A 22,099-nucleotide genomic window follows, 5' to 3' on the forward strand; every position below is an offset into this window, starting at 1 on the left:
GGGCTGCTTTTTAGAATCCTCAACAACTGACTTAGATCATTGAGCCAATTGCTAGCTGCTCGTTATCAGCATCAATCATTTTGTTCAGATCTAGCAAGATAACCAACTCTTCATCTTTTTGGTATACACCTTGGATGAACATTAGAGCTTCGTCGTTACCCACGCTTGGGCTCTGCTCAATCTCTCCTTGGTATAGATAGAAAACTTCTTTTACAGCGTCTACCAGCATACCAATTTGCTCACCGTCGTGCTCGATAATAATGATGCGAGTGTCATCTGAAATGGTGCATTCAGGTAGACTGAAGCGCACGCGAGTATCAATCACTGTGACAACATTACCACGAAGGTTAACGATCCCTAATACGTACGATTGCGCGCCTGGTACAGGTGCAATCTCATTGTAGCGCAGTACTTCCTTAATCTGCATTACGTTAATGCCGTAGGTTTCATCTAAAAGTTTGAAGGTAAGGTACTGTAATAACTCACCTTTTTTACTTTCTGTTGGCAGATTTCCCGCTTCTTTGATTGTCGCTAATTCAGACATGGCTCTACACCTATTATCAATCCGGTGATATGCGCATACGCGCTGCTCGTTTATTTAGTAGAATAGACGAATTACAGCGCGATGGCTTGATAAATTAAGTAACAATTAGTTGTCTTGTTGTATGCCAACAATCGTCCAATTGCCACGAGCGTCCTCAAGGTTTTTCTCTAGGTGCCAGATCTCGTTAGTTTCATTAGTTTGATCGCCTTCTTTGATCCAACCTGTGAAACGAAGAGAAATAGAAGCTGTAGAGCCGATAAACTCACCGCGAACGAGGTCTACCATCAGGGAGACAACTTCAGTGCGTGGTTTATCTGAACCGTATTTCGCTCGTTCTTGACGCAACATATCACAAAGATCTTGACTAAAGTAGTCGCTAATCTCATCGAAGTTGTTGTCGTCCCACGCTTTTTGCAACGTTACGTAGTGATTTTTTGCTTCTGCGATAAATGCTTGCTCGTTGAAGCCTGGTGGCAGTTGAATCTCAGGTTGCGCACCAAAGCCTGACATGCCAGCCATTGGCGATGGTTGTACATTGTCGCGTGTTGAATTTGGCATTTCACGGTACATGCCTTGTGCGCCAGCGGCTTGTGCTGCTTGACGTTTCTTGGCGAAGAAAAATTTATAAACCAAGAAGCCGATCAGGGCGAACAATAAAATGTCACCAAAAGAGATGCCATCAAATGCGCCAGAGCCTAGTAGGGCTGCGAAAATACCGCCTGCCAGCAAACCACCAAGTAGGCCGCCGCCTAGTCCACCTAAGAAACCAGATTTCTTAGTTGTTGAGCCTGCAGCAGCTGCGGTGCCAGTGTTGTTTGTTCCAGATGTCGCGCTAGAGCTAGTTGGGCTTTTGCTGACAGAGTAGCTTTTACCAAAGCTCTTGCTGCCACCAAGTTTCTTAGCGTGTACATCGGAAGCAAAACCACCAACGCCAATCGCTAATACAAATGCCATTAATAGGGCATATACGGATGTTTTCACTTTTTGTTCTCCAAAGTTAGACGAAATTAACCAAACCAACTGCATTACGAAGGTCAGAGATCAGAGCTCGTGCTCGGGCACGGGCTTTTTCAGCACCGGCCTGTAAAACTGCTTCGATTTCGGCAGGGTTCGCCATGAGCTCAAGATATTTTTCTCTTGGCTCAGACAGTTGACCATTGATCAGTTCAAAAAGTTCCTTCTTCGCTTCACCCCAAGCAATGCCCTCTGCAAACTTCTGACGCATTTCTGCAGTCTGCTCCTCTGTGGCGAAGGCTTTGTAGATATCAAATACCGTAGAGCCATTTGGATCTTTTGGCTCACCAGGTTCAAGAAGGTTAGTAACGATCTTGTTAATGCCTTTTTTCAGCTTTTTCTCGGTATCGAAAAGAGGAATGGTGTTGTTGTAACTCTTACTCATCTTACGACCGTCTAGGCCCTTAAGAATTGCGCTGTCATCTTCTGCCACGACGGCTTCAGGCAGTACAAAGTGTTGACCAAATAGATGATTAAAACGTGCAGCGATGTCGCGTGCCATTTCAATGTGCTGAATTTGGTCACGACCAACGGGTACTTTGTTGGCATTGAAGGCAAGGATATCCGCAGCCATAAGAACTGGATAGCAGAACAGTCCCATTGTGACACCGTAATCAGGGTCTTGGCCGTTGTTGACGTTTTCATCAACGCTGGCTTTGTAGGCGTGGGCACGGTTCATTAGCCCTTTACCTGTGACACAGGTCAGTAGCCAATTTAGCTCCGAAATCTCAGGAATATCAGATTGACGGTAGAAAGTTGCTTTGTCGGTATCAAGGCCACACGCAAGCCAGGTTGCGGCAATCTCTAGACGAGACTGTTTAACACGCTCTGGATCTTGGCATTTGATTAATGCGTGATAGTCAGCCAAAAAGAAAAAAGACTCGGTGTCTTCACGACGGCTTGCTTCGATAGCTGGGCGGATAGCGCCAACATAGTTACCAAGGTGAGGTGTGCCTGATGTTGTAATACCGGTTAAAACAATTTCTTTACCCATTTTCCCTTACTCAATCATATAAAAAGGTGTGTGTACCCTACCATAAAAAGTAGGGTAGACGTAGCTTAAAAAGAGCTCTATGTACTACTAAGGTGATACGGTTTGAATTTGACGAAAAGTCAGGTTAATCCTGGGCGAGTTAACCTTTTTTGTAGTGGGTAAAGAATGCAGCCAGTGGCTCTGAGTTTCGCCTTGCATAACAAGTAAGCTGCCGTGCTCTAATTGGATAGAACGGGTTTCTTTGCTGGTCTTATGTTTAAAGGAGAATTTACGCTCGGCTCCTAAACTGATCGAAGCAATGGTGCCGTTTACCTCCAACTCTTTTTCAGCATCACTGTGCCATGCCATACCTTCAGCTCCATCATGGTACAAGTTAAGTAAGCATGAGTTGAATGACGTATTACAATGCTGCTCAGCCAGACATTTTAATGCCTGTAGTAGTGGTGTCCAAGGCTTCGCCACTTTAGTGGTCTTGGAATAGGTATAGCGAAAGGGGTTGTCGGCATACCATGCTACTTTGCGCTTTGTGATGATGTGTTTACCATAGATGATCGCTTCATCGTGTTGCCATTCTATATCACTTAGAAGGTCACGGTAGTACTGATCGGCTTGTACTGCTGGAATGACTTGACCATGATAGAGAACCGAACCATCAAAAGGTAATAGCTCCAATACTGGCGCTGGCTGCCCAGCAAATAAATCGTCAATCATTACTTCTTACCTGAGATGATTCCCAACCCACCATAGCGGTTTTTCTTAAGCTTCCCCAACGATAGTTACCCAGTTCGCCAGTGTTTCGGATCACTCGATGGCAAGGAATGATGTAAGCGATAGGGTTGTTGGCTATGGCTGTGCCCACTGCCCGCGCAGCTTTTGGCTGGCCAATACGTTCAGCAATCTGGGCATAATTTAAAAGCTGTCCTGTTTCGATGCTTAACAAGCATTGCCATACTTTCAACTGGAATGGGCTTGCTGCGACATGAAGTTTAATCATCGATGGTGGTTGATCTAGTGACTGAAAAAAACTTAGCCCTTGCTGATGAATCGGATGAGGTTGTTTGAAGCACTCGGCGTTCGCAAAAAATGTTATCAGTTCTTGCTCTGCCTTATCCCAGTCATCATGAAAGGCCATATGGCAAATACCAATATCAGTTGTAGCAATAATAAGGGAGCCAAATAAGGTTTCATAAAAGTCGTAATAGATCCTAAGACCAGCGCCTGAAGATTTATACTGTCCCGGAGTCATGCCTTCGATAGAAACAAAGAGATCATGTAGTCGTCCAGTGCTGGATAGTCCTACTGCATGAGAGGTTTCTTGTAAGCTTTTATGGCTTTCCAATAGCGACTTTGCATGTTCTACGCTGATAAATTGTATGAATTTCTTGGGAGAGACGCCTGCCCACTTTTGAAATAGGCGCTGAAAATGGTGTGGGCTAAGATGAACAGCTTGGGCTATTTCATCAAGCGAAGGTTGGCTCGGCCTTGCCAAAATAATGAATTCAATTGCTTTCTGAATACGAAGGTAATCACGAGAATCAGTCATAGAGAGAATTGTATACCAATGAAAACATGTCTTCATGGTAGCGATTTTTATTGAAAGATCGACCCGAAACTTGTGAAGTTTAAATTTTAATAAGAGAGTGTCAAACAGAAGAGATATGATTGGTGGAGCTAAGCGGGATCGAACCGCTGACCTCTTGCATGCCATGCAAGCGCTCTCCCAGCTGAGCTATAGCCCCAAGTGCATTAGTTGTCATGCATTCAGTGAGCAGAATTTTAAATACCAAATAATGCCAATGTCAAATAAAAAATCATACAGAACAATCTGTTACTTTTATGGCTTATAAAATTACTTGTATCATCAGTATAAACGTTGAACAATCAGTCAGCATTAAAAAATATTTTAGCCGATATTGAGCATGAAGCTCTTTTTGTTTTAGGAGCTTACAATGGACGCTGTCACCGATACATTCAACGAACTTCTCATGGCTCAACAGCCAATTTTTGATCGACACAAATCTCTTTTTGGTTATGAACTTTTATTTCGAGGGGATCATGAAGGCGAAGCGCTGTTTCAAAACCCTGAAGTGGCAACGAGCCAAGTATTGGTGAATTTGTGTATGGGCATCAGTACATTGAATGCTCAATTAAGACAGCCTTTTTTTGTTAATATGACCACTGAGCTGGTTTTATCTGATGCCTTTTTCCCGATTTCACCCGATACAGTTTACATTGAGATTCTAGAAGACCAGCAAATTACACCGGATTTTATCGCGGCAGTGAAACGCTGGCATGAGCATGGTTTTCGATTTGTACTGGATGATTACCAATATAGTGAGTCTTACCAGCCGTTGTTACCCTTTATGTCGATGGTCAAGATCGATGTCTTAGCGACAAACCCGCTATCCATTCGTCCCGAAATAGAGCGTTTACAAGCTTTGGGGTTGGCGCTCGTGGCGGAAAAAATAGAAGATCAAGACATGTTTTCGTGCTGTGTAGAGTTGGGATTTGATTATTTCCAAGGCTATTTTTTAAGTCGCCCTGAGGTGATTAAGGGGAAGCGTGTCGCAGCTGACTCCCAAAGTGCTCTGCGTCTTCTGAACGCGCTTCAGGATGTAGAAGTGTCTATTGATGATATTTCTGAGCTGGTGGCGCAGACGCCCGCTTTATCTTTCCAAATGTTGCGTTTGCTCAATAGTCCTGTTGTGGGCTTGGCTAAAGCTGTAGCGTCTATTAAAGAAGCGATCACTTATCTAGGCTTAGTGCAGCTTAAGCGCTGGTCGATGCTGATTACACTGAGTTCAAATAATAACGGCGATCCTGAAAGTGTGAGTCGTTTGTTGGCTAGAGCGAGGTGTTGTGAATTACTCGCTAAGCGTTCAGGACGAGTCAATGCGGAAGAAGCTTTTACTGTGGGGATGATGTCGGGAATGGATACCGTTCTGCAGGTGCCTATGCTGGAGTTGTTAAAGCAAGTCACATTAAGCGATGGATTGCAGGATGCGATACTCAAGTACTCTGGGGATATTGGGAAAGTATTGTACAGCGTGGAGTGCGTAGAACAAGGTAGGCTTGAAAAGCTCGAACGTTTTCCAGAGCCTCTAAGGGTTTCAATTAATGCGTGTTACTTTGAATCTTTAGCTTGGGCGAAGGAAGTGATTCAAGTGTTGCAAAAATAAATCGAACTAAACCATTGACACTAAAGTTAAAAACACTAGAATGTGCCCCACAATTTCAAAGCCAGTGTGGTGGAATTGGTAGACACGATGGATTCAAAATCCATTGCCTATAAAGCGTGCCGGTTCGAGTCCGGCCACTGGTACCATATTAAAAAAGCCGACTTCTTCAAGTCGGCTTTTTTATTTCTATCTTGCCCAATATGCTTGTTCTAAGCTGTCTTCTTTTTCTGGTAATCCTTTTGATAGCCTTGGCGAATGTTGGCTAAGAATTTCGTAACTCACGCGATTTGCGTATTTACAGATCTGCGCAAAGGAAGAATAAGCAAGATGGCTCTCACTGTGTTTACTGCTGTGTGGCACCTGCTGTTGGTGAAAGCTGTTCGCGGCTATGTCGTGTAACAACGCGGATAGAGCGCCATCGCCTGCGCCATTTGTATTGCGAATGCGCTCAGGTCCGCCCATGTAAGGATCAATGTGAGAGTAAACTTTTATAGGACTTTCACAGTCGTGTTTACGCTGTGGTCGCGAGAACTCCCACTGGTTAAAATCGGCAATGTCTTGAGATTTGATGGGATGTGTCGTGGCACGTTTGAACTGATCATCTGTGTATCCGCACAGGTACAGACCGACTGGACCAGCTGTGAGTAACACCATGTCACACCATTCTAGTGTTTGCTCGGCCGCTTTAAGTACCTTGGTTTCTCCCGTAAGCGCTTCGGCTTCTTGCTCATTCATAGCGACGACCGACGCATACTCTTCAATAATTTGCTGGATCTCATCGCGGTACTCTTCTACTAGGTGTTGTGTGCCTAATGTAATAATGACAGGGACGTGATGTTTCTTCGCAAGTTGTAAACATTTCATCAAGGTGGCTTTGATTGGCTTGCCTGCGTGGCGCAAAGGGTATGCGCAAGTCACAAAAGCCGCAGCATTGGCGATAACGTCTTCATTGACGCTTTCAGGCTCTACATCGTCCATAGCATTCGGTGCGATAGCGAAAGTGCGTTCGCCGTCTTCAGTGATGAGAGTAATACCGCGTCCGATATCGCCCGCAACGCCTTGTAAGTGATTCATGTCGACTTTGCTGCTGGTGTCACAAATGTAGTGATACTCTGGTGATTTGAGGTTGATCTGATTTGACATGACACCCAATAGAACAGACTTATCATCCGCTAATACTGAGTAGTTGTGCAAAGTGTTGCCGATGGTGCCGCCTGCGAAATGATCTGAGATACGTTCTTCTGCGACCAGCTCTTGGTAGATCGCACTTGCGGTCTGGGGATCGACTAGGTTTGATAGTCCTTTTCGGATACTATGTCGCGCCAGAAAAGCGTCATCCACCTTAGCGATAACATCGACAATGGTTTCATCTAGGCCCACGATATAAGTGTCTTTAGTGGGTTGGACTTCTGACTTTGGTAAGCCATTGTTTGCCTGTGCAACAGGAAAGTAGTGTTTGATCTTACGGCGACCGGGAAATTTCATCGTTGTTATCCAATGTTTAAGTGTGCGCATTTTAGCAAAAATATTGACCAAACGGGCAGGAAATAAACGGTATGAACGAACAGTCATTGATGCGTTATAGCCGACAAATACTTCTTACCAACTTTGATATTGAAGGTCAGATGAACCTATCTGGCAAGCATGCAGTGGTGATTGGTGCAGGTGGGCTTGGCAACATTGCTGCGACTTATCTTGTTGGCGCAGGTGTTGGGGTGCTTTCTATCATTGATGATGATGAGATTGAGCTGAGCAATTTGCCACGCCAAGTGCTTTATACCGAGCATGATATAGGTAAAGCAAAAGTACAGGCCGCAGCGGCACAGTTACAAGCTCGAAACTCTGATGTGACGATTAATGTGCATCAGTTGAGGTTAACCGCTGACAATATTGATCAGTACTTAGCGGACTGTGATGTTATCTTAGATTGCTGCGATAACTTCTCGACTCGCCAAATAGTGCATCGTTGGGCGCAAAGGCATCAGGTTCCTTTGGTAAGTGGTGCCGCGATACGCTGGGAAGGGCAGTTGGTGGTGTTTCGTTATGATGAACAGACAGCGCCATGCTACGAATGTTTATACCCAGACCTGTCTGATCAGCAGTTGAGCTGTAATACCAATGGTATCATTGGTCCTGTCGTCGGTACGATTGGTGTGCAGCAAGCCTTATCAGCGATCAAGTTGTTAAGTGGGACAGGGACTGTAAAACATGGTGTATTGCAGTTATTTGACGGGTTAAGTGGTGATTGGCGCAGTATGCGACTTTCACAAGATCCCGAATGCCCTTGTTGTGGCCTTCAAAATTCATAGAATACCCCTATTTTATTAATAAATTTTCTTCGGTGTCTATTTGTTAGCGGTTTCTTTATCCTATGCACATAACGAAGCCGTATTACACCTCGGCTAGGATATCTAATTAAGGAGCATTCCAAATGAGCGATGTTAAGCACGCTAAATTAATGATCTTGGGCTCAGGCCCTGCAGGCTACACTGCAGCGGTATACGCAGCACGTGCCAACCTAAATCCGGTAATGATTACTGGTATGCAAATGGGTGGTCAGCTGACAACAACAACAGAAGTTGATAACTGGCCTGGCGATGTTCAGGGTGTTCAAGGTCCTGAATTGATGGAGCGTATGCGTCAGCACGCTGAGCGTTTTGAAACAGAGATCGTATTTGATCATGTGAACAAGGTGGATCTTCAGAATCGTCCTTTCCGTCTTGAAGGCGATAGCGGTGTCTACACTTGTGATGCGTTGATCATTGCAACGGGTGCAAGTGCTCAATACCTAGGTATGGAAAGTGAGCAGAAGTTCATGGGCCAAGGCGTATCAGCGTGTGCAACCTGCGATGGGTTCTTCTACCGTAACCAGGACGTAGCCGTTATCGGTGGTGGTAACACGGCTGTAGAAGAAGCACTTTACCTTGCAAACATTGCTAAGTCGGTAACGGTGATTCATCGTCGTGATAAATTCCGTTCAGAGAAAATCCTTGCGGACAAGATTTTAGATAAAGCTCAAAACGGTAACGTGAACATCGAATGGAACAGTGAGCTAGACGAAGTGCTAGGCGATGATGCTGGTGTAACCGGCGTTCGCATTAAAAATAACCAAACTGGTGAAACAAAAGAGCTTGCAGTGGCAGGTCTATTCGTAGCGATTGGTCACAAGCCAAATACGGATATCTTTGCTGGTCAGCTGGATATGAAAGATGGTTACCTAACTGTTCAATCTGGCACTAAAGGTAATGCGACACAAACAAGCATCGAAGGTGTGTTTGCTGCAGGCGATGTGAGCGATCATATTTACCGTCAGGCGATCACTTCAGCAGGTACTGGTTGTATGGCTGCTCTAGACGCAGAGCGTTACCTAGATGATTTAGAAGCCTAATAAAGACATATAAGTCTGATTACAAAAAAGCCGATCTAGTAGATCGGCTTTTTAATGCATACTGTAATCGAAAGATTACTGAGCGTTGTAAGCTTCTACGCCTTCAACTAGCGCTTTGCGAGCTTCTTCAGCATTCGCCCAGCCTTCCACTTTAACCCACTTACCTTTTTCAAGCTTCTTGTAGTTTTCGAAGAAGTGCTCGATTTGGTCGCGTAGAAGTTGTGGGATATCGTTCACGTCTTGGATGTGACCGTATTCTTTGCTTAGCTTCTCATGTGGTACTGCTACAAGCTTAGCGTCCATACCTGCTTCGTCAGACATGTTTAGAACGCCAACTGGGCGACAACGAATTACAGAGCCAGGAACCACTGGGTATGGCGTGATTACTAGAACGTCAACTGGGTCGCCGTCGTCAGCTAGGGTGTTGTTTACGTAACCGTAGTTCGCTGGGTAGAACATAGGCGCAGTCATGAAACGGTCTACTACTAGAGCGTCCATGTCTTTGTCTACTTCGTACTTAACTGGGTTTGCCTCAGCAGGGATTTCGATGATTACGTTGATATCGTTTGGCACATCGCGGCCAGCAGGGATGTCTTTGAAGCTCATTTTTATATTTCCAATTATGTTAAGGAATGGCGGCAATTATAGAAGTTCACACTTTGGGATGCTAGTCATAGCAAAGTTTAACCGGAAATAATCGATATATAGTCTCAAAAAAACCATGAAAAATAAGGCATTTCATTCATAAGTTATTGCTTTCTTTCTAAATTTAGCTAGTCTAAAGGTGTGATCAAATTATAGTCGAGAGGGCACTGATGACTAAATCTGAACTGATAGAAATGCTTATAGACCAGCAGCCTCATCTACCAGTTAAAGATGTTGAGTTGGCGGTTAAGGCAATGCTGGAGCATATGTCTGAAGCACTTGCAAATGGCGAGCGTATTGAGATTCGTGGTTTTGGTAGTTTCTCACTGCATTATCGTGCGCCTCGTGTTGGTCGCAATCCGAAGACAGGTGAGTCTGTTGAGCTTGGCTCAAAATATGTTCCGCATTTTAAACCAGGTAAAGAATTACGAGAATTGGTCAATTCTGTCGCAGATAGTGAAGAGTTGAGCTAATTTAGTATCGAAATTTTCCTCGCTCAGCGGCATAATAAGCTGAATAGCGCATTGTATGGGTGTTTTATGCTTAAGTGGTTTAAGCGGGCAATACTGATTGTTGTACTGGCTTTCTTTTTATTTATCGGTCTCTTCTTTGCCATTCGCAATGGAAATGTGATTTCTCTTGATCTAGTTCTGTGGCAAGCGCCTGAGCTAAGCGTTGCGTTGTACATGATCATCGCTTTTGGTCTAGGTGTTATTCTTGCGCTATTGTCCTCTGGTGCTTTGTTGTTGCGTCTCGAAGGTAAGTTGAGAAAACAAAATAAACAGATCATTAAACAACAAGCAGAACTTGATAATCTGCGTAAAGCTAATTTGTCAACTGAGTTGGCTGAGCGGGAGTAGCGCTTGACCGAGTTGGGGCTGTTTGCGGTTCTATTTGTGGCGCTATTTATTGGCTGGCTGCTGGGTCGACGCCGCAATCATGACGTAGCGCCCAAGGAACTTAAAAAGGTCCCTAACGATTACTTTCGTGGTTTAAATCATTTGTTGAATGGCCAGCAATCTGAAGCCATTGACGCCTTCGTCGATTCTCTTGAAGTCAATTCTGACACATTTGATATTCATCTCACGCTAGGTAATTTGTTTCGCAAGAAAGGCGAGATTCAAAAAGCCATTAACATCCATCAGAGCTTGCTGGCTCGACCTGACATTTCTCCACGAGATACTCGGTTGGTGCAATTGGAGTTGGCCAGTGATTTTATGTCGGCGGGACTGTTGGATCGAGCTGAGCGCTTACTGTTGAATATTGCGTCTCGAAAAACAGAGTTCCAAAAAGAAATTTTCACTTTACTGGTGGATTTGTATGAGTTCGAGCAAAGCTGGGGTAAAGCTATTAGCATTGCTCATCAATTACAGCTAGATTTCCCAAATCGTCGCCAGGCGCAGAGGCTGGCTCACTTTTATTGTGAACTGGCTGAAGAGGCGGCTAAAAAAGATCAGCTAACGCAAGCATTTCAGCAATATAAGGCTGCGATTGATGTGGATGTGGATTGCGTTCGAGCAAGCATTGGTTTAGCTGATTTGTACATACTGCAAAAGCGCTTTCGGGATGCCATAAAAGAATTGAAGTCTGTGGCGGACCAGGATCATGAATTCCTGCCAATTGTGATACCTAAATTAAGAGATTGTTATCAGAAGGTTTGGAGCAGTGGAGGCTATATTAAGTTTCTGCAAGAGCAGCTTAAAGTTCATCCTTCAGCGACGTTAATTCGTGCTTTGACCGAACATTACGCCCATGATGACAAAGAATTTGCAGAACAGTTTATAATAACCCAACTAAGAGCTCACCCAACTATAAAAGGCTTTCAGGAATTGATCGATATGCAGCGTGCCGACTCCCATGGACACGATCAAGAAAACCTAAGTGTATTGTATGGGCTAATAGAACAATTAACGTCTTCTAAACCAAAACATAGATGTCGACAGTGTGGTTTTTCTGGCCATCAGTTGCATTGGCAGTGTCCTAGTTGTAAAAGCTGGGGAACAGTTAAGCCGATCCATGGTTTAGAGGGTGAATAGTAAAGTATATAGAGGAAAATCAATGAGTTGCCAATCCCCAATCGTTGTAGCATTAGACTACCCAACAATCGATCAAGCTACTGCGATGGCAAAGCGCTTAGACCCTAAATTATGTCGAGTGAAAGTTGGTAAAGAGTTGTTTACCAAAGCCGGTCCAGCCATTTTAGAAGAATTGCACAAGCTAGATTTTGATGTTTTTCTAGATCTTAAATTTCACGATATTCCTAACACGGTGGCGAATGCCGTATCCGTTGCAGCAAAAGAAGGCGTGTGGATGGTAAACGTCCATGCCAGTGGCGGTCGTCGCATGATGGAAGCGTCAGCGAATGCCTTGGCGCAAATTCAAGATCATAATACGCTTTTAATTGCGGTGACTGTGTTGACCAGTATGGATGAAACGGACCTTTCAGAAATCGGTATTGATCTATCGCCGCGTGACCATGTTAAGCGTCTTGCTACACTTGCTCAGTCTTCTGGAATGGATGGTGTCGTGTGTTCGGCGCAAGAATCTGAAATGCTGTCTGAAACACTTGGTAAAGACTTTGTGTTGGTGACACCTGGTATTCGTCCTGCTGGTTCAGATCAAGGTGATCAAAAGCGTATCATGACGCCAGCACAAGCGATGCAGGCAGGTAGTCACTACTTGGTGATGGGGCGACCGATTACCAAAGCAGAGGACCCTATCGCAGTACTAACTCAGGTCAATACTGAGTTAGGTGTGATTGCATAATACTTGAGCAAACTCGTTAGTATGTTATGTTAAAAGCCGATCCTAAGTGATCGGTTTTTTTTATTGGCATGAAGCCGAATTAATAGCATAAGGAGAATGCAATGAAACGCTTACTCAAACGCGCGTGTGCGCTGTGTCTTGTTCTAATCCCAGTGTTTTCAGTAGCAGCTGAGCCGCTTGACATTAACTCAGCAACGGCTGACCAGTTGGCCATGGCGTTATCTGGTGTCGGAAATTCCAAGGCTGAAGCAATCGTGGCCTACCGCGATGCGAATGGGCCGTTTGCCTCTATTGATGAATTGGTCAAAGTGAAAGGAATTGGCCCATCGTTATTGGATAAGAACCGTATAGTGATTCAGGTAAAGAAAGACGCACAGCCTTAACTGCAACATTGTCTACGAAGAAGAGGGGTCATATGATCACTCTTCTTTTGAGCAGATGTCTTCGAAGGCTTGGTTCTGAGTTAGGTAAATGTTGCCGCTTAGGTGTGAGATTAAGGTGGAGCCTTTTAATCTATCCATGACTGGGCCTTTGACTTCTGATAAGTGTAAGCGAATACCTGCGGAGTGCAGTCGTTCGCAAATCATTTCAAGGCTCTCTAAGGCGCTTGCATCAATCATATTGACTGCGGTGCACATCAGCACTACGTCCTTCACTTCTTTATTTTTTGCGATCAATTGCGTAATGCGATCTTCCAGTACGCGAGCATTGGCGAAGAATAAGCTTTCATCGATTCGTATGGTCAATAAATCGTTCGTTGTTTCTACTTGAAAACGTTCAACGTTACGAAAATGTTCTGTGCCAGCAACGCGACCAACCACAGCAATGTGAGGATGGCTGGCATGCCAAAGAAATAGCAATAGCGATAGGCTCACACCAGTGATGATGCCTGCCTCAACCCCGACTAAAAGCACGACCAAAAACGTCGCAAGCAAAGCGCTGGCGTCTTGCTTTGAATAACGCCAAATTTCGATCAAACCTTTTATATCTATCAGCTGAAGTACTGCGACAATAATGGTGGCGGCTAGAACGGCTTTTGGTAGATAGTAAAAAGCGCCAGTCAAAAAGCTTAAAGTGAGTAGAATCAAAATCGCTGTAAACACGCCCGTCATAGGCGTTTTGGCGCCAGCATCAAAGCTAACGACGGAGCGAGAAAAACCGCCAGTGACTGGAAAACCTCCGCTAAAAGCGGAGCTAAGGTTTGCTGCGCCTAGGCCTATCAGTTCCTGGTTCGGATCAATGCTTTGGCGACGCTTTGCGGCGAACGACTGAGCCACAGATACTGATTCAACAAAGCCTACAATGCTAATCAGGACGGCTGCGGGTAGTAAATCCAATGCTAAATGAAGATCCATGCTAGGTAAGGCAAGTGGTGGAAAGCCGCTTGGTACGTCTCCCACAATCTTAACGCCTGCCTTGTTTAGCTGCAGTACTGCGACAATCAGTGTTGCGATAACAACCACTAAAACGGGGCCTGCTTTAGAGGCTAGTTGAGCTTGATGATAGGAGAGACCAAAAGTCCTTAATATGTGTTTGAGGTATTGACGAAGTAGATATAGAGCGACGATGGCGCCTAAGCCAATGCATACGGTGATTAGGTTTGTGGTAAAAAGGTTGTACCACATGGTTTCCAGCATCTCGATTAGGTTATGTCCTGATGCCTGAATGCCTAAGATGTGTTTTGCTTGTCCCAAGGCGATTAAAATAGCGCTGGCACTGATAAAGCCAGAAATTACTGGATGACTTAAAAGGTTTGCCAAAAAGCCAAGTTTGAAAAGCCCCATCAACAGCAAAAATAGCCCAGAAATCGCTGCCAGCAAGATAACAACGGTGAGATATTCCGCCGTATTCGGTGCAGCAAATTGTAGCGCGGCCGTGCCTGTCATCATCGAAACCACGGCAACGGGCCCAACGGCCAGCGTTCGGCTAGAGCCAAATAATGCGTACGCTATCAATGGCAAAATGCTGGCATAGAGCCCTACCGCCGGTGGTAATCCCGCCAGCATGGCATACGCCAAACTCTGTGGGATTAACATGATGGTCACGATGATGCTGGCCATCATGTCGGTTTGCATGTCTGCTCGCGTGTAGTCTTTTAACCATATGCTGGCAGGGATGAGACGATTCAATCGAGTCATTGCGATACCTAAACTAAATTAATCGGCGTTTTTAGGTAACGCATTCCGTTTTCTTCGGCTGGAGGTAGATCGCCTGCACGCATATTGACTTGCACAGATGGCCAAATCAAACGAGGCATGGCTAGAGTGGTATCCTTGCTGGTGCGCATCTGGCAAAACGCTTCTTCAGAAATGCCTTCATGAATGTGCACATTGGAAGCCTTTTGTTCGGCAACCGTTGTTTCCCAAACATATTCTTCGCGTCCTGGTGCTTTATAGTCATGGCACATAAACAGGCGTGTTTCTGCTGGTAAAGCAAATATCTTTTGAATAGAGCGATAAAGCGTCGCGGCATCGCCACCAGGAAAATCACAACGTGCAGTGCCATAGTCTGGCATAAAGAGTGTATCGCCAACGAATGCGGCGTCGCTGATTATATAGGTGACACAGGCTGGTGTATGACCAGGTGTGTGCAACACTTCAACTTTCAAATCGCCAAATGGCAACTCATCACCTTCTTGTACGAGCTGATCAAACTGAGAGCCATCGCGGGCGAATTGTGGTTCAGCGTTTAAGAGTTTGCCAAATGTACTTTGTACCGTAGTAATGTTGTTGCCAATTACAATCTTGCCCCCAAGCGCTTTTTTTAGATACGGGGCAGCAGATAGGTGATCAGCATGGACGTGGGTTTCAAGAATCCAGTTAACCTTTAAGGATTCCCCGTTAACATAAGCGATAATGTCATCGGCTGACTTTGTTGATGTGTGCCCTGATGCATGATCGTAATCTAGTACGGAGTCTATGATGACACATTGTTTGGATGCTTCATCAATAACGACATAGGACACTGTAAAAGTTGCTTCATCAAAGAATGCTTTAACAGATGCTGGAAAAGACATTTAAAACTCCTTTGGTTATAAGGTTATTTCATTATGATATAAGTAAGTTTGTTTATTAGCAACTTCTAAGATATGGGTTTTCGATCTATATGAGTTTGCTTTTATATTGTTTCTTTCTAATGTCACGTTCTTCCTAAGACCTTGAAGCTGAAATTTGTTACTCTGTTGGCTTACCGCTGAATGAAAAGAATAGGGCGTAAAAGTGTCGCAAGAATTTCAAGTTGTTTCGCAATATCAACCAGCTGGTGATCAGCCAAAAGCTATTGAAAAACTCGTTCAAGGGGTTGATGCGGGATTGGCGCATCAAACATTGCTGGGGGTGACGGGCTCGGGTAAAACGTTTACGGTTGCTAATGTGATTGCCCAAGTAAAGCGTCCAACTATTATCATGGCGCACAACAAAACTTTAGCGGCACAGCTTTATGGCGAGTTCAAGGAGTTCTTCCCGAACAATGCGGTGGAATACTTCGTTTCCTACTATGACTATTACCAGCCTGAAGCCTATGTGGCTGCGTCAGATACCTTTATTGAAAAAGATGCATCGGTAAATGAGCACATTGAACAGATGCGACTGTCGGCAACCAAAGCGCTTTTGGAGCGTGAAGACGTCATCATTGTTGCGACCGTATCTGCGATTTACGGTTTGGGTGATCCACAGTCCTATTTAAAAATGATGTTGCACCTAGATCGAGGTGATCGCATTGATCAGCGCTCGATTTTACGACGTTTAGCCGAGCTTCAGTACACACGTAATGATATGGTGTTTGAGCGTGGTAACTTTCGGGTGCGAGGTGATGTGATCGATGTCTTCCCGGCTGACTCGGAAGACGAAGCGCTGCGTATTGAACTGTTCGATGACGAAGTGGATAACTTGGCGGTATTCGATCCATTGACCAATCGCACCATTCGTAAAGTGCCACGGATTACAATTTATCCGAAAACCCACTATGTCACGCCTCGCGAAACCATTCTTGAAGCCATTGAAAAGATTAAAAAAGAGCTAGATGTTCGGCTTGAGCAGCTGAAGTCACTTAATAAACTGGTTGAGATGCAGCGCCTAGAGCAACGCACTAACTATGATTTGGAAATGATGCAGGAGCTTGGGTACTGCTCAGGCGTTGAAAACTACTCCCGATACCTTTCTGGACGACCGGAAGGCGCGCCGCCGCCAACACTGTTTGATTATTTGCCTGCGAATGCGCTTTTGGTGATAGATGAGTCTCATGTGACTGTGCCGCAAATTGGTGCCATGTACAAAGGTGACCGCTCCCGTAAAGAAAACCTTGTCGAGTATGGTTTCCGTCTACCTTCAGCATTGGATAACCGTCCGATGAAGTTTGAAGAGTGGGAACATATAAAGCCGCAGACTATTTTTGTCTCGGCGACACCGGGCAAATATGAAGAAGAGCATCAGGATTGGGTGGTGGAACAAATCGTTCGTCCGACGGGGTTGGTCGACCCTGAGTTAGAAGTTCGACCTGTCGCGACACAGGTGGATGATTTGCTTTCTGAAATTAACCTTCGTCTACCGAAAGGTGAGCGCGTGTTGGTGACCACGTTAACCAAGCGCATGGCGGAAGACTTAACCGATTATTTACATGAGCACGGTATCCGTGTGCGTTACTTGCATTCGGATATTGATACCGTTGAGCGTGTTGAAATTATCCGCGACCTACGCCTCGGTGAGTTTGATGTGCTAGTGGGTATTAACCTGCTCCGAGAAGGTCTGGATATCCCTGAAGTTAGTTTGGTGGCGATCTTGGATGCTGATAAAGAGGGCTTCTTACGTTCAGATCGCTCACTAATTCAGACTATTGGTCGTGCAGCACGTAACGTAAACGGTAAAGCAATTTTGTACGCCGATCGTATTACCGGTTCGATGCAGCGAGCGATGGATGAAACTATTCGACGTCGTGCGAAACAAGAAGCCTTCAACGAAGAGCATGGCATTGTGCCAAAAGGTATTAACAAATCGGTAGAAGACATACTTGAGGGGGCTTACAACCCAGGTGCAGGTGGTCGAAATAAAGGCAAGCAAACTCGTAAAGTGGCCGAGAAAGTCAAAGATTACCAAATTGAAAACATGGATGATGTGGCTGAAGTGCGTAAAGCTATCGTTCAGCTGCAGAAAGAAATGACGCTTGCTTCAGAAGAGCTTCAGTTTGAACTTGCTGCAGGCTACCGTGATCAAATCCGTGTTTTGCAGAAGAAATTAAAAGAGGTAGGGGAGGGTTGAGTTTTTTCTTCATTCACCTTTTAAAAACAAATACTTAAAATTTTATTTAAAGTGCTTGAACTGATAAAAGTGCTGCGTATAATAGCCATCACTTTCTAGGTCTATAGCTCAGTTGGTTAGAGCGCTACCTTGACATGGTAGAGGTCAGCAGTTCGAATCTGCTTAGACCTACCAGAATTTACGAAAAGCCGAGCGCCAAGCTCGGCTTTTTTGTTTCTATCGCCTGTGTTTCGTGTTTCTCTGACTACGTACTTCCCAACGAGTTGAATACTGGGCTGTCTAAGATAATACGCTCAAGTCGTTTGGTTGCCTCGTTGATATTTGTTGCCGTATAAAGCGCCACTTCGGTTTCTGGAAGGGGAGGCAGTCCCTCATGAAGAATAATTAAGTCATCTTCTAGTGTGTGAAGTGGAATGATACCAATGCCGATGCCCGCCCTAACTGCAGCGAGTACGCCAGCTCTACTTTGACTGGTAAAAGCAATACGATGAGAAATGCCTGCGTCTTTTAAAAGTTCAGTGGCATGGAGGCGGTGGTTGCAGCCTTCATTGAAAACTGCAAGGGGGAGAGGTCGCTGCGATATTAAGTTATGATCTCTAGACCCAACCCATACGAGGGCGTCTCGTCTTAGTCGTACACCTCCTTCACTATCTGCCATCATTTCTACTAAAGCAATATCAAGCAGCCCTTTCTCTAAACGTCTCAACAGAGTGTCAGGGCTATGGTCGCAAAATACTTCCAATTCGACTTCAGGGTAACTGAGAACAAATTCTTGAAGTAAGGGAGATAGTGTTCTACTTGCATACTGGTCGTGGCTGCCTAGGCGAACAGCTCCATCAATGTCCATGTTTTGAAATGAGCCAACTATTTGGTCATGTAAATTCAGAAGCTGTTGTGCATGAGCTGTGAGTTGTATTCCTGATGGAGTCAATCTAACCCCATGTTGACCGCGTTCCATTAGAGTGCTCCCAACAAGCTCTTCTAAGCGGCTTAGCTGCATGCTTATGGTGGAGGGAGCCTTATGCAGGTGCTTTGACGCTTCTGTTAAGTTCAATGTTTTAGCGACCATTAAAAATGTTCGTAGAAGGTGAATCGGTAAGTCGCGCATAAGTAATGTGTTTACTCTTTAGATTTCGATAAAGTCGAATGTAGAATTCAATATTATTCGATTTATTGAAGGTGTGCATTCCTCTAAATTCCTTTCATCAATTAAAAGTCAGCTTTGAAAAGTATTATTTGGTGGGGGTGAGTATGGGGATGGCTGCGTTAATGGCGTTTAACCAAGTTGTAAGTCATGGCTTTGGTTTGTTTTTGTTTGTTGCGCTGGTACCAGAAATGCGGATGGATATGAGTATTGAGGCGTGGCATCTTGCTTTCATTGGTGCTGGTAGTCAGGTGTCGTATTTAATAGGCGCTGCACTCTTGGGAGTTTGGGGGCACAAGCTACCGTCAAATAAGTTGCTGCTTGTTAGTGGGTTAGTAACCGCTAGCATCCTTTTGAGCATGATATTTATCCATTCACCGATAGTGATGATATTTGGTCTTTGCCTTATGGCGATCAGTGCCGCTATTTGTTGGGGAGGCATTGTAGAAATAATTGCCGGATGCAGTCAGATGGGGGATAGGTCTACTCACCTTTCGATTGCGTCAAGCGGCACTGCATGGGGGTATGGTTTAAACGGATTGTTGCTTCTCACCGTTGTGCCTGCATTGGGGTGGCAGGCTGCATGGTTTGTGGCTGGAATGATCGCTGTAATGTGCCTGTTGATGACTTCAAAAGTTATCAAAATGAAGTGTGCAGAAGTCAATTCTCTGGTGTCTTTTGAGAGAATGGTGTCACTGCCAGTTGCTCTAAGTACAAAAGAACTATTGAAAGTGGTGCTCATTGAGCCTGTCGCTAGGTCAACATGTTTAATTCTATTCTTAGTCGGATTGGCGACGATGCCTTTCTCCACTTGGTTGAATGTCTATCTGGCAGAGCTTGCTGTGCCTGGCTCTCTAATGGGGTTGGCATGGCTTTCTGTTGGGCTATCTGGGATGGTGTCAGGGCTTATTATTGGGCGATTAGCTGATAGAAAGGGCAGTTCGACGACCTTGTTTTGCATTTTCTCTATCTTTTTTGTAAGTAGTGTTGCCTTTGTTTTGGATCCTGCTAAATGGGTTTTATTGGTTTCTGTAGCCTATGGCTTAATGTATTTTCCGGTTTGGGGAATCTTAGCTGGGTGGGTTAATCGAGCGTATTCATCTAAGGCTACCATGCAAATAAACGGTATTGGTATGATAACTTTTGGCGCAGGTGGTGTTTTAGGGAATGCGCTTGCAGGAGTGGTTCAGCAATATACTGGCAGTATCTCTATTTTGTTTGAAGGAATATGTGTTGTTGGTTTCGCGCTGGTTTTATTTTCAATGTATTTATTACTCAGTGAATTCCTTCTGAGGCGTCATGTGGTTACGTGAGTAACATTATTTATTAGATAGCTTCACACTATTCATTTGCCTCAATGCATGCCCCGTTAATCGGGGCTTAAATTTTCTAAGTCTTTGTTACTTTTCTAGATTCTGAGCTACGCTTTATAGTCATGGCTACGTGTGGTCACATTGATTTAATGATTTGCCGTTAAAGTTGTATCAAAAGCTGTGTATGCAGATGCAAATCATTTATAGTTCTTAAGTAACGGTGTTGCTTTTTGTAATGTTTGGCATAAAAGTCAATAAAATTAATGACTTAATTATTGTAAAGTTTCGTTAGTCGAGGATGAAATGAGTGCGTAAAAGTCTTAATCTTGTTATATGAGATTATTGTCTTCGCGTCATTTGTTGGCTTTAGGTATGGAGCATAGTGCTCAAGGTTGAACGCTAAGGATTTTTTTATGCTGAAATTGTCTTTAACACAAGTTTTTGCTGTGGTTGTAGCGGCAATCCTTGCTACGTCTGGTTATTTTTGGCCTGCGTTTTTCGTTCTTGCCCTGTCAGGGTGCTTATTAGTGTTTCTTGCACGCCCTAAAGTCAGTTACGCTTCAAATGATGATTCGGATTCATCGCTTAATGTAGACCCCATTGCAGCTGAAAAAAATGAAGCCCAGAAGTTATTTCATGATGAGCTTGTTCCTATTCTTGGGGTCTGTAATGAAGACCTAGATAATGTATTAACAACACAGAAAAGTGCCATTGAGCTATTGAGCCAGTCTTTCGATGATACCCACCGTTTGATCGGCGAGCAGACAGAATGCATTCACGCTCTTATTAACGACAATCATGATGGCTCTCGCTCTTACAGTGAAGTGATGCAGGATTTTGCAGATCAGACAGCTAAGACCTTAGATCGATTTATTAATACCACCGTCGAGATGTCCGCTGAGTCAATGGATCTTTTAAGTAAGGTGAGTGAGATCCATGAAGAGATGCCGGTCGTTACTAAAGCCCTAAAAGACATCGATGATATTGCGGAGCAAACCAACTTACTGGCTTTGAACGCTGCAATTGAGGCAGCAAGGGCTGGGGAAGCAGGGCGAGGCTTTGCAGTAGTTGCCGATGAGGTCAGAACATTATCAAATCGTTCCGCTGGTTTTAGTGTGGCGATTCAAACTCAACTGCAAAAGATCCAAAATCAAGTTACGGAATTAACCAAATCGATGGAAAGCTTGGCTGCTCATGATGTGACCTACATCATGGAGTCGAAGCGCAACATGCAAAAAGTTCTAGCGCATATTGTTGAGAAAGCTGAGAGTGACGCAGAAGTTACTTCAAGGTTAGATGGTTTGGCTGGTTCAATTGAAAATGCAATTTTTGGTGCTACAAGAGGTCTTCAATTCGACGACATTAACCGTCAGAACGTCGAGTACACAATTGAGACGTTGAATTTCATTTCTGAGCATCTGGAAACGATCAAACATACTTCTTTTGAAGATTTAGAACATGTACTTAAAGATAGGCTTGAACAGATTAAAGTTCGTAGCCGAGAACGCCATAACCCTGTATCACAGCAGGATGTAGATAGCGGCGACATTGATTTATTTTAAGGATTAGGAAAAGTATGTCTCAGTCACCAATCGTAATTAGTATTCCTGAACGCTTCGATTTTAGTACTCACAAGTGGTTTACTGAAGCTTATGAAGCAGCGCTCACAAAGACCAACCAAGTGGTACTGGATTTCTCAAGTGTGAACTATGTTGATTCATCCGCACTTGGAATGATGGTTTTATTACGCCGCAAAATTAGCGCTGCGGGTGGTAAAGGATTTATCCGTAACGTGACAGGCACAGCGAAAGATATATTAGACATGGCAAATTTCAATGCACTGTTCGAGTACGAATAGGG

At 44.4% G+C, this 22,099-nt stretch carries 21 protein-coding genes, 3 tRNA genes and 1 pseudogene; 14 read left to right on the forward strand and 11 right to left on the reverse strand.

Annotated features, from left to right (window positions below; all coding sequences use genetic code 11):
• Positions 1 to 31: 31 nt before the first annotated feature.
• The 6 genes from C8D85_RS13925 to C8D85_RS13950 form a co-directional block, all read right to left on the reverse strand.
• Positions 32 to 544 carry a chemotaxis protein CheW gene (locus C8D85_RS13925; protein ID WP_211342203.1) on the reverse strand — a complete coding sequence of 171 codons (513 nt, stop codon included), beginning with the start codon at positions 542 to 544 and terminating at the stop codon, positions 32 to 34.
• 105 nt (positions 545 to 649) lie between these two features.
• Positions 650 to 1,525, reverse strand: coding sequence for a Tim44 domain-containing protein (locus C8D85_RS13930; protein ID WP_133563786.1), 876 nt, complete (start codon positions 1,523 to 1,525; stop codon positions 650 to 652).
• A gap of 16 nt (positions 1,526 to 1,541) precedes the next feature.
• On the reverse strand, positions 1,542 to 2,552 hold the full coding sequence (locus tag C8D85_RS13935) for a tryptophan--tRNA ligase (RefSeq protein WP_133563788.1): 1,011 nt from the start codon (positions 2,550 to 2,552) through the stop codon (positions 1,542 to 1,544).
• Between the two features lie 87 nt (positions 2,553 to 2,639).
• Positions 2,640 to 3,263, reverse strand: a complete 624-nt coding sequence (locus C8D85_RS13940) for an alpha-ketoglutarate-dependent dioxygenase AlkB family protein (protein ID WP_133563790.1) — start codon at positions 3,261 to 3,263, stop codon at positions 2,640 to 2,642.
• Positions 3,256 to 4,095: a bifunctional transcriptional activator/DNA repair enzyme AdaA gene (locus C8D85_RS13945; protein ID WP_133563792.1), complete on the reverse strand. Its 840-nt coding sequence runs from the start codon at positions 4,093 to 4,095 to the stop codon at positions 3,256 to 3,258. The genes C8D85_RS13940 and C8D85_RS13945 overlap by 8 nt, the downstream gene beginning before the upstream one ends.
• Positions 4,096 to 4,215: 120 nt before the next feature.
• Positions 4,216 to 4,291: transfer RNA gene (locus tag C8D85_RS13950), tRNA-Ala, on the reverse strand.
• 210 nt (positions 4,292 to 4,501) lie between these two features.
• Here C8D85_RS13950 and C8D85_RS13955 point away from each other — a divergent pair.
• Together C8D85_RS13955 and C8D85_RS13960 are read left to right on the forward strand one after the other, a co-directional pair.
• Positions 4,502 to 5,731, forward strand: coding sequence for an EAL and HDOD domain-containing protein (locus C8D85_RS13955; RefSeq protein WP_133563794.1), 1,230 nt, complete (start codon positions 4,502 to 4,504; stop codon positions 5,729 to 5,731).
• A gap of 60 nt (positions 5,732 to 5,791) precedes the next feature.
• A tRNA-Leu gene (locus tag C8D85_RS13960) sits at positions 5,792 to 5,877 on the forward strand.
• Positions 5,878 to 5,917: 40 nt separating this feature from the next.
• Here the strand turns inward: C8D85_RS13960 and C8D85_RS13965 are convergent.
• The gene (locus tag C8D85_RS13965; protein ID WP_133563796.1) at positions 5,918 to 7,216 is read right to left on the reverse strand and encodes an inosine/guanosine kinase; all 1,299 of its coding nucleotides are present in this window, start codon (positions 7,214 to 7,216) and stop codon (positions 5,918 to 5,920) included.
• Between the two features lie 71 nt (positions 7,217 to 7,287).
• Here C8D85_RS13965 and C8D85_RS13970 point away from each other — a divergent pair, with 71 nt between their 5' ends.
• Positions 7,288 to 8,040, forward strand: coding sequence for a HesA/MoeB/ThiF family protein (locus C8D85_RS13970; RefSeq protein ID WP_133563798.1), 753 nt, complete (start codon positions 7,288 to 7,290; stop codon positions 8,038 to 8,040).
• A 122-nt stretch (positions 8,041 to 8,162) separates the two neighbouring features.
• Entirely contained in the window at positions 8,163 to 9,119 is a 957-nt protein-coding gene (gene trxB / locus C8D85_RS13975; RefSeq protein WP_133563800.1) for a thioredoxin-disulfide reductase, read from the forward strand.
• Positions 9,120 to 9,194: 75 nt separating this feature from the next.
• On the opposite strand, the gene ppa is transcribed toward trxB, so the two are convergent.
• Positions 9,195 to 9,725 carry an inorganic diphosphatase gene (ppa, locus tag C8D85_RS13980; protein WP_055463314.1) on the reverse strand — a complete coding sequence of 177 codons (531 nt, stop codon included), beginning with the start codon at positions 9,723 to 9,725 and terminating at the stop codon, positions 9,195 to 9,197.
• Positions 9,726 to 9,934: 209 nt separating this feature from the next.
• On the opposite strand from ppa, the gene ihfB reads away from it, so the two are divergent.
• From ihfB to C8D85_RS14005, 5 genes are all read left to right on the forward strand, one after another.
• Positions 9,935 to 10,237, forward strand: a complete 303-nt coding sequence (gene ihfB / locus C8D85_RS13985; protein WP_133563802.1) for an integration host factor subunit beta — start codon at positions 9,935 to 9,937, stop codon at positions 10,235 to 10,237.
• Between the two features lie 66 nt (positions 10,238 to 10,303).
• Positions 10,304 to 10,624: a lipopolysaccharide assembly protein LapA domain-containing protein gene (locus C8D85_RS13990; RefSeq protein WP_133563803.1), complete on the forward strand. Its 321-nt coding sequence runs from the start codon at positions 10,304 to 10,306 to the stop codon at positions 10,622 to 10,624.
• 3 nt (positions 10,625 to 10,627) lie between these two features.
• A complete protein-coding gene (gene lapB / locus C8D85_RS13995; protein ID WP_133563804.1) occupies positions 10,628 to 11,800 on the forward strand; it encodes a lipopolysaccharide assembly protein LapB in 1,173 nt (390 codons plus the stop codon).
• A gap of 22 nt (positions 11,801 to 11,822) precedes the next feature.
• Positions 11,823 to 12,530, forward strand: coding sequence for an orotidine-5'-phosphate decarboxylase (gene pyrF / locus C8D85_RS14000; RefSeq protein WP_133563805.1), 708 nt, complete (start codon positions 11,823 to 11,825; stop codon positions 12,528 to 12,530).
• A gap of 101 nt (positions 12,531 to 12,631) precedes the next feature.
• Positions 12,632 to 12,913: a ComEA family DNA-binding protein gene (locus C8D85_RS14005; RefSeq protein WP_133563807.1), complete on the forward strand. Its 282-nt coding sequence runs from the start codon at positions 12,632 to 12,634 to the stop codon at positions 12,911 to 12,913.
• A 36-nt stretch (positions 12,914 to 12,949) separates the two neighbouring features.
• On the opposite strand, the gene C8D85_RS14010 is transcribed toward C8D85_RS14005, so the two are convergent.
• Together C8D85_RS14010 and C8D85_RS14015 are read right to left on the reverse strand one after the other, a co-directional pair.
• Positions 12,950 to 14,668, reverse strand: coding sequence for a SulP family inorganic anion transporter (locus C8D85_RS14010; protein ID WP_133563809.1), 1,719 nt, complete (start codon positions 14,666 to 14,668; stop codon positions 12,950 to 12,952).
• A gap of 8 nt (positions 14,669 to 14,676) precedes the next feature.
• A complete protein-coding gene (locus C8D85_RS14015; RefSeq protein WP_133563811.1) occupies positions 14,677 to 15,546 on the reverse strand; it encodes an MBL fold metallo-hydrolase in 870 nt (289 codons plus the stop codon).
• A gap of 202 nt (positions 15,547 to 15,748) precedes the next feature.
• Between C8D85_RS14015 and uvrB the strand changes: the two genes are divergently transcribed.
• Together uvrB and C8D85_RS14025 are read left to right on the forward strand one after the other, a co-directional pair.
• On the forward strand, positions 15,749 to 17,782 hold the full coding sequence (uvrB, locus tag C8D85_RS14020; RefSeq protein ID WP_133563812.1) for an excinuclease ABC subunit UvrB: 2,034 nt from the start codon (positions 15,749 to 15,751) through the stop codon (positions 17,780 to 17,782).
• Positions 17,783 to 17,879: 97 nt separating this feature from the next.
• A tRNA-Val gene (locus C8D85_RS14025) sits at positions 17,880 to 17,956 on the forward strand.
• A 70-nt stretch (positions 17,957 to 18,026) separates the two neighbouring features.
• On the opposite strand, the gene C8D85_RS14030 is transcribed toward C8D85_RS14025, so the two are convergent.
• Positions 18,027 to 18,890 (reverse strand): LysR substrate-binding domain-containing protein, encoded by an 864-nt coding sequence (locus C8D85_RS14030; protein ID WP_133563814.1) that lies wholly within the window; start codon positions 18,888 to 18,890, stop codon positions 18,027 to 18,029.
• 143 nt (positions 18,891 to 19,033) lie between these two features.
• On the opposite strand from C8D85_RS14030, the gene C8D85_RS14035 reads away from it, so the two are divergent.
• The 3 genes and pseudogenes from C8D85_RS14035 to C8D85_RS14045 all read left to right on the forward strand — a co-directional run bounded on the left by C8D85_RS14035 (position 19,034) and on the right by C8D85_RS14045 (position 22,097).
• Positions 19,034 to 20,239: an MFS transporter gene (locus C8D85_RS14035; RefSeq protein ID WP_133563817.1), complete on the forward strand. Its 1,206-nt coding sequence runs from the start codon at positions 19,034 to 19,036 to the stop codon at positions 20,237 to 20,239.
• Between the two features lie 965 nt (positions 20,240 to 21,204).
• A pseudogene (locus C8D85_RS18180) lies at positions 21,205 to 21,801 on the forward strand (methyl-accepting chemotaxis protein); the annotation flags it as partial.
• A gap of 14 nt (positions 21,802 to 21,815) precedes the next feature.
• Positions 21,816 to 22,097 (forward strand): STAS domain-containing protein, encoded by a 282-nt coding sequence (locus tag C8D85_RS14045; RefSeq protein WP_133563821.1) that lies wholly within the window; start codon positions 21,816 to 21,818, stop codon positions 22,095 to 22,097.
• Positions 22,098 to 22,099: the final 2 nt, after the last annotated feature.

The sequence above is a fragment of the Marinomonas communis genome (assembly GCF_004363305.1).
In the GTDB taxonomy this organism is placed as follows: Bacteria; Pseudomonadota; Gammaproteobacteria; order Pseudomonadales; family Marinomonadaceae; genus Marinomonas; species Marinomonas communis.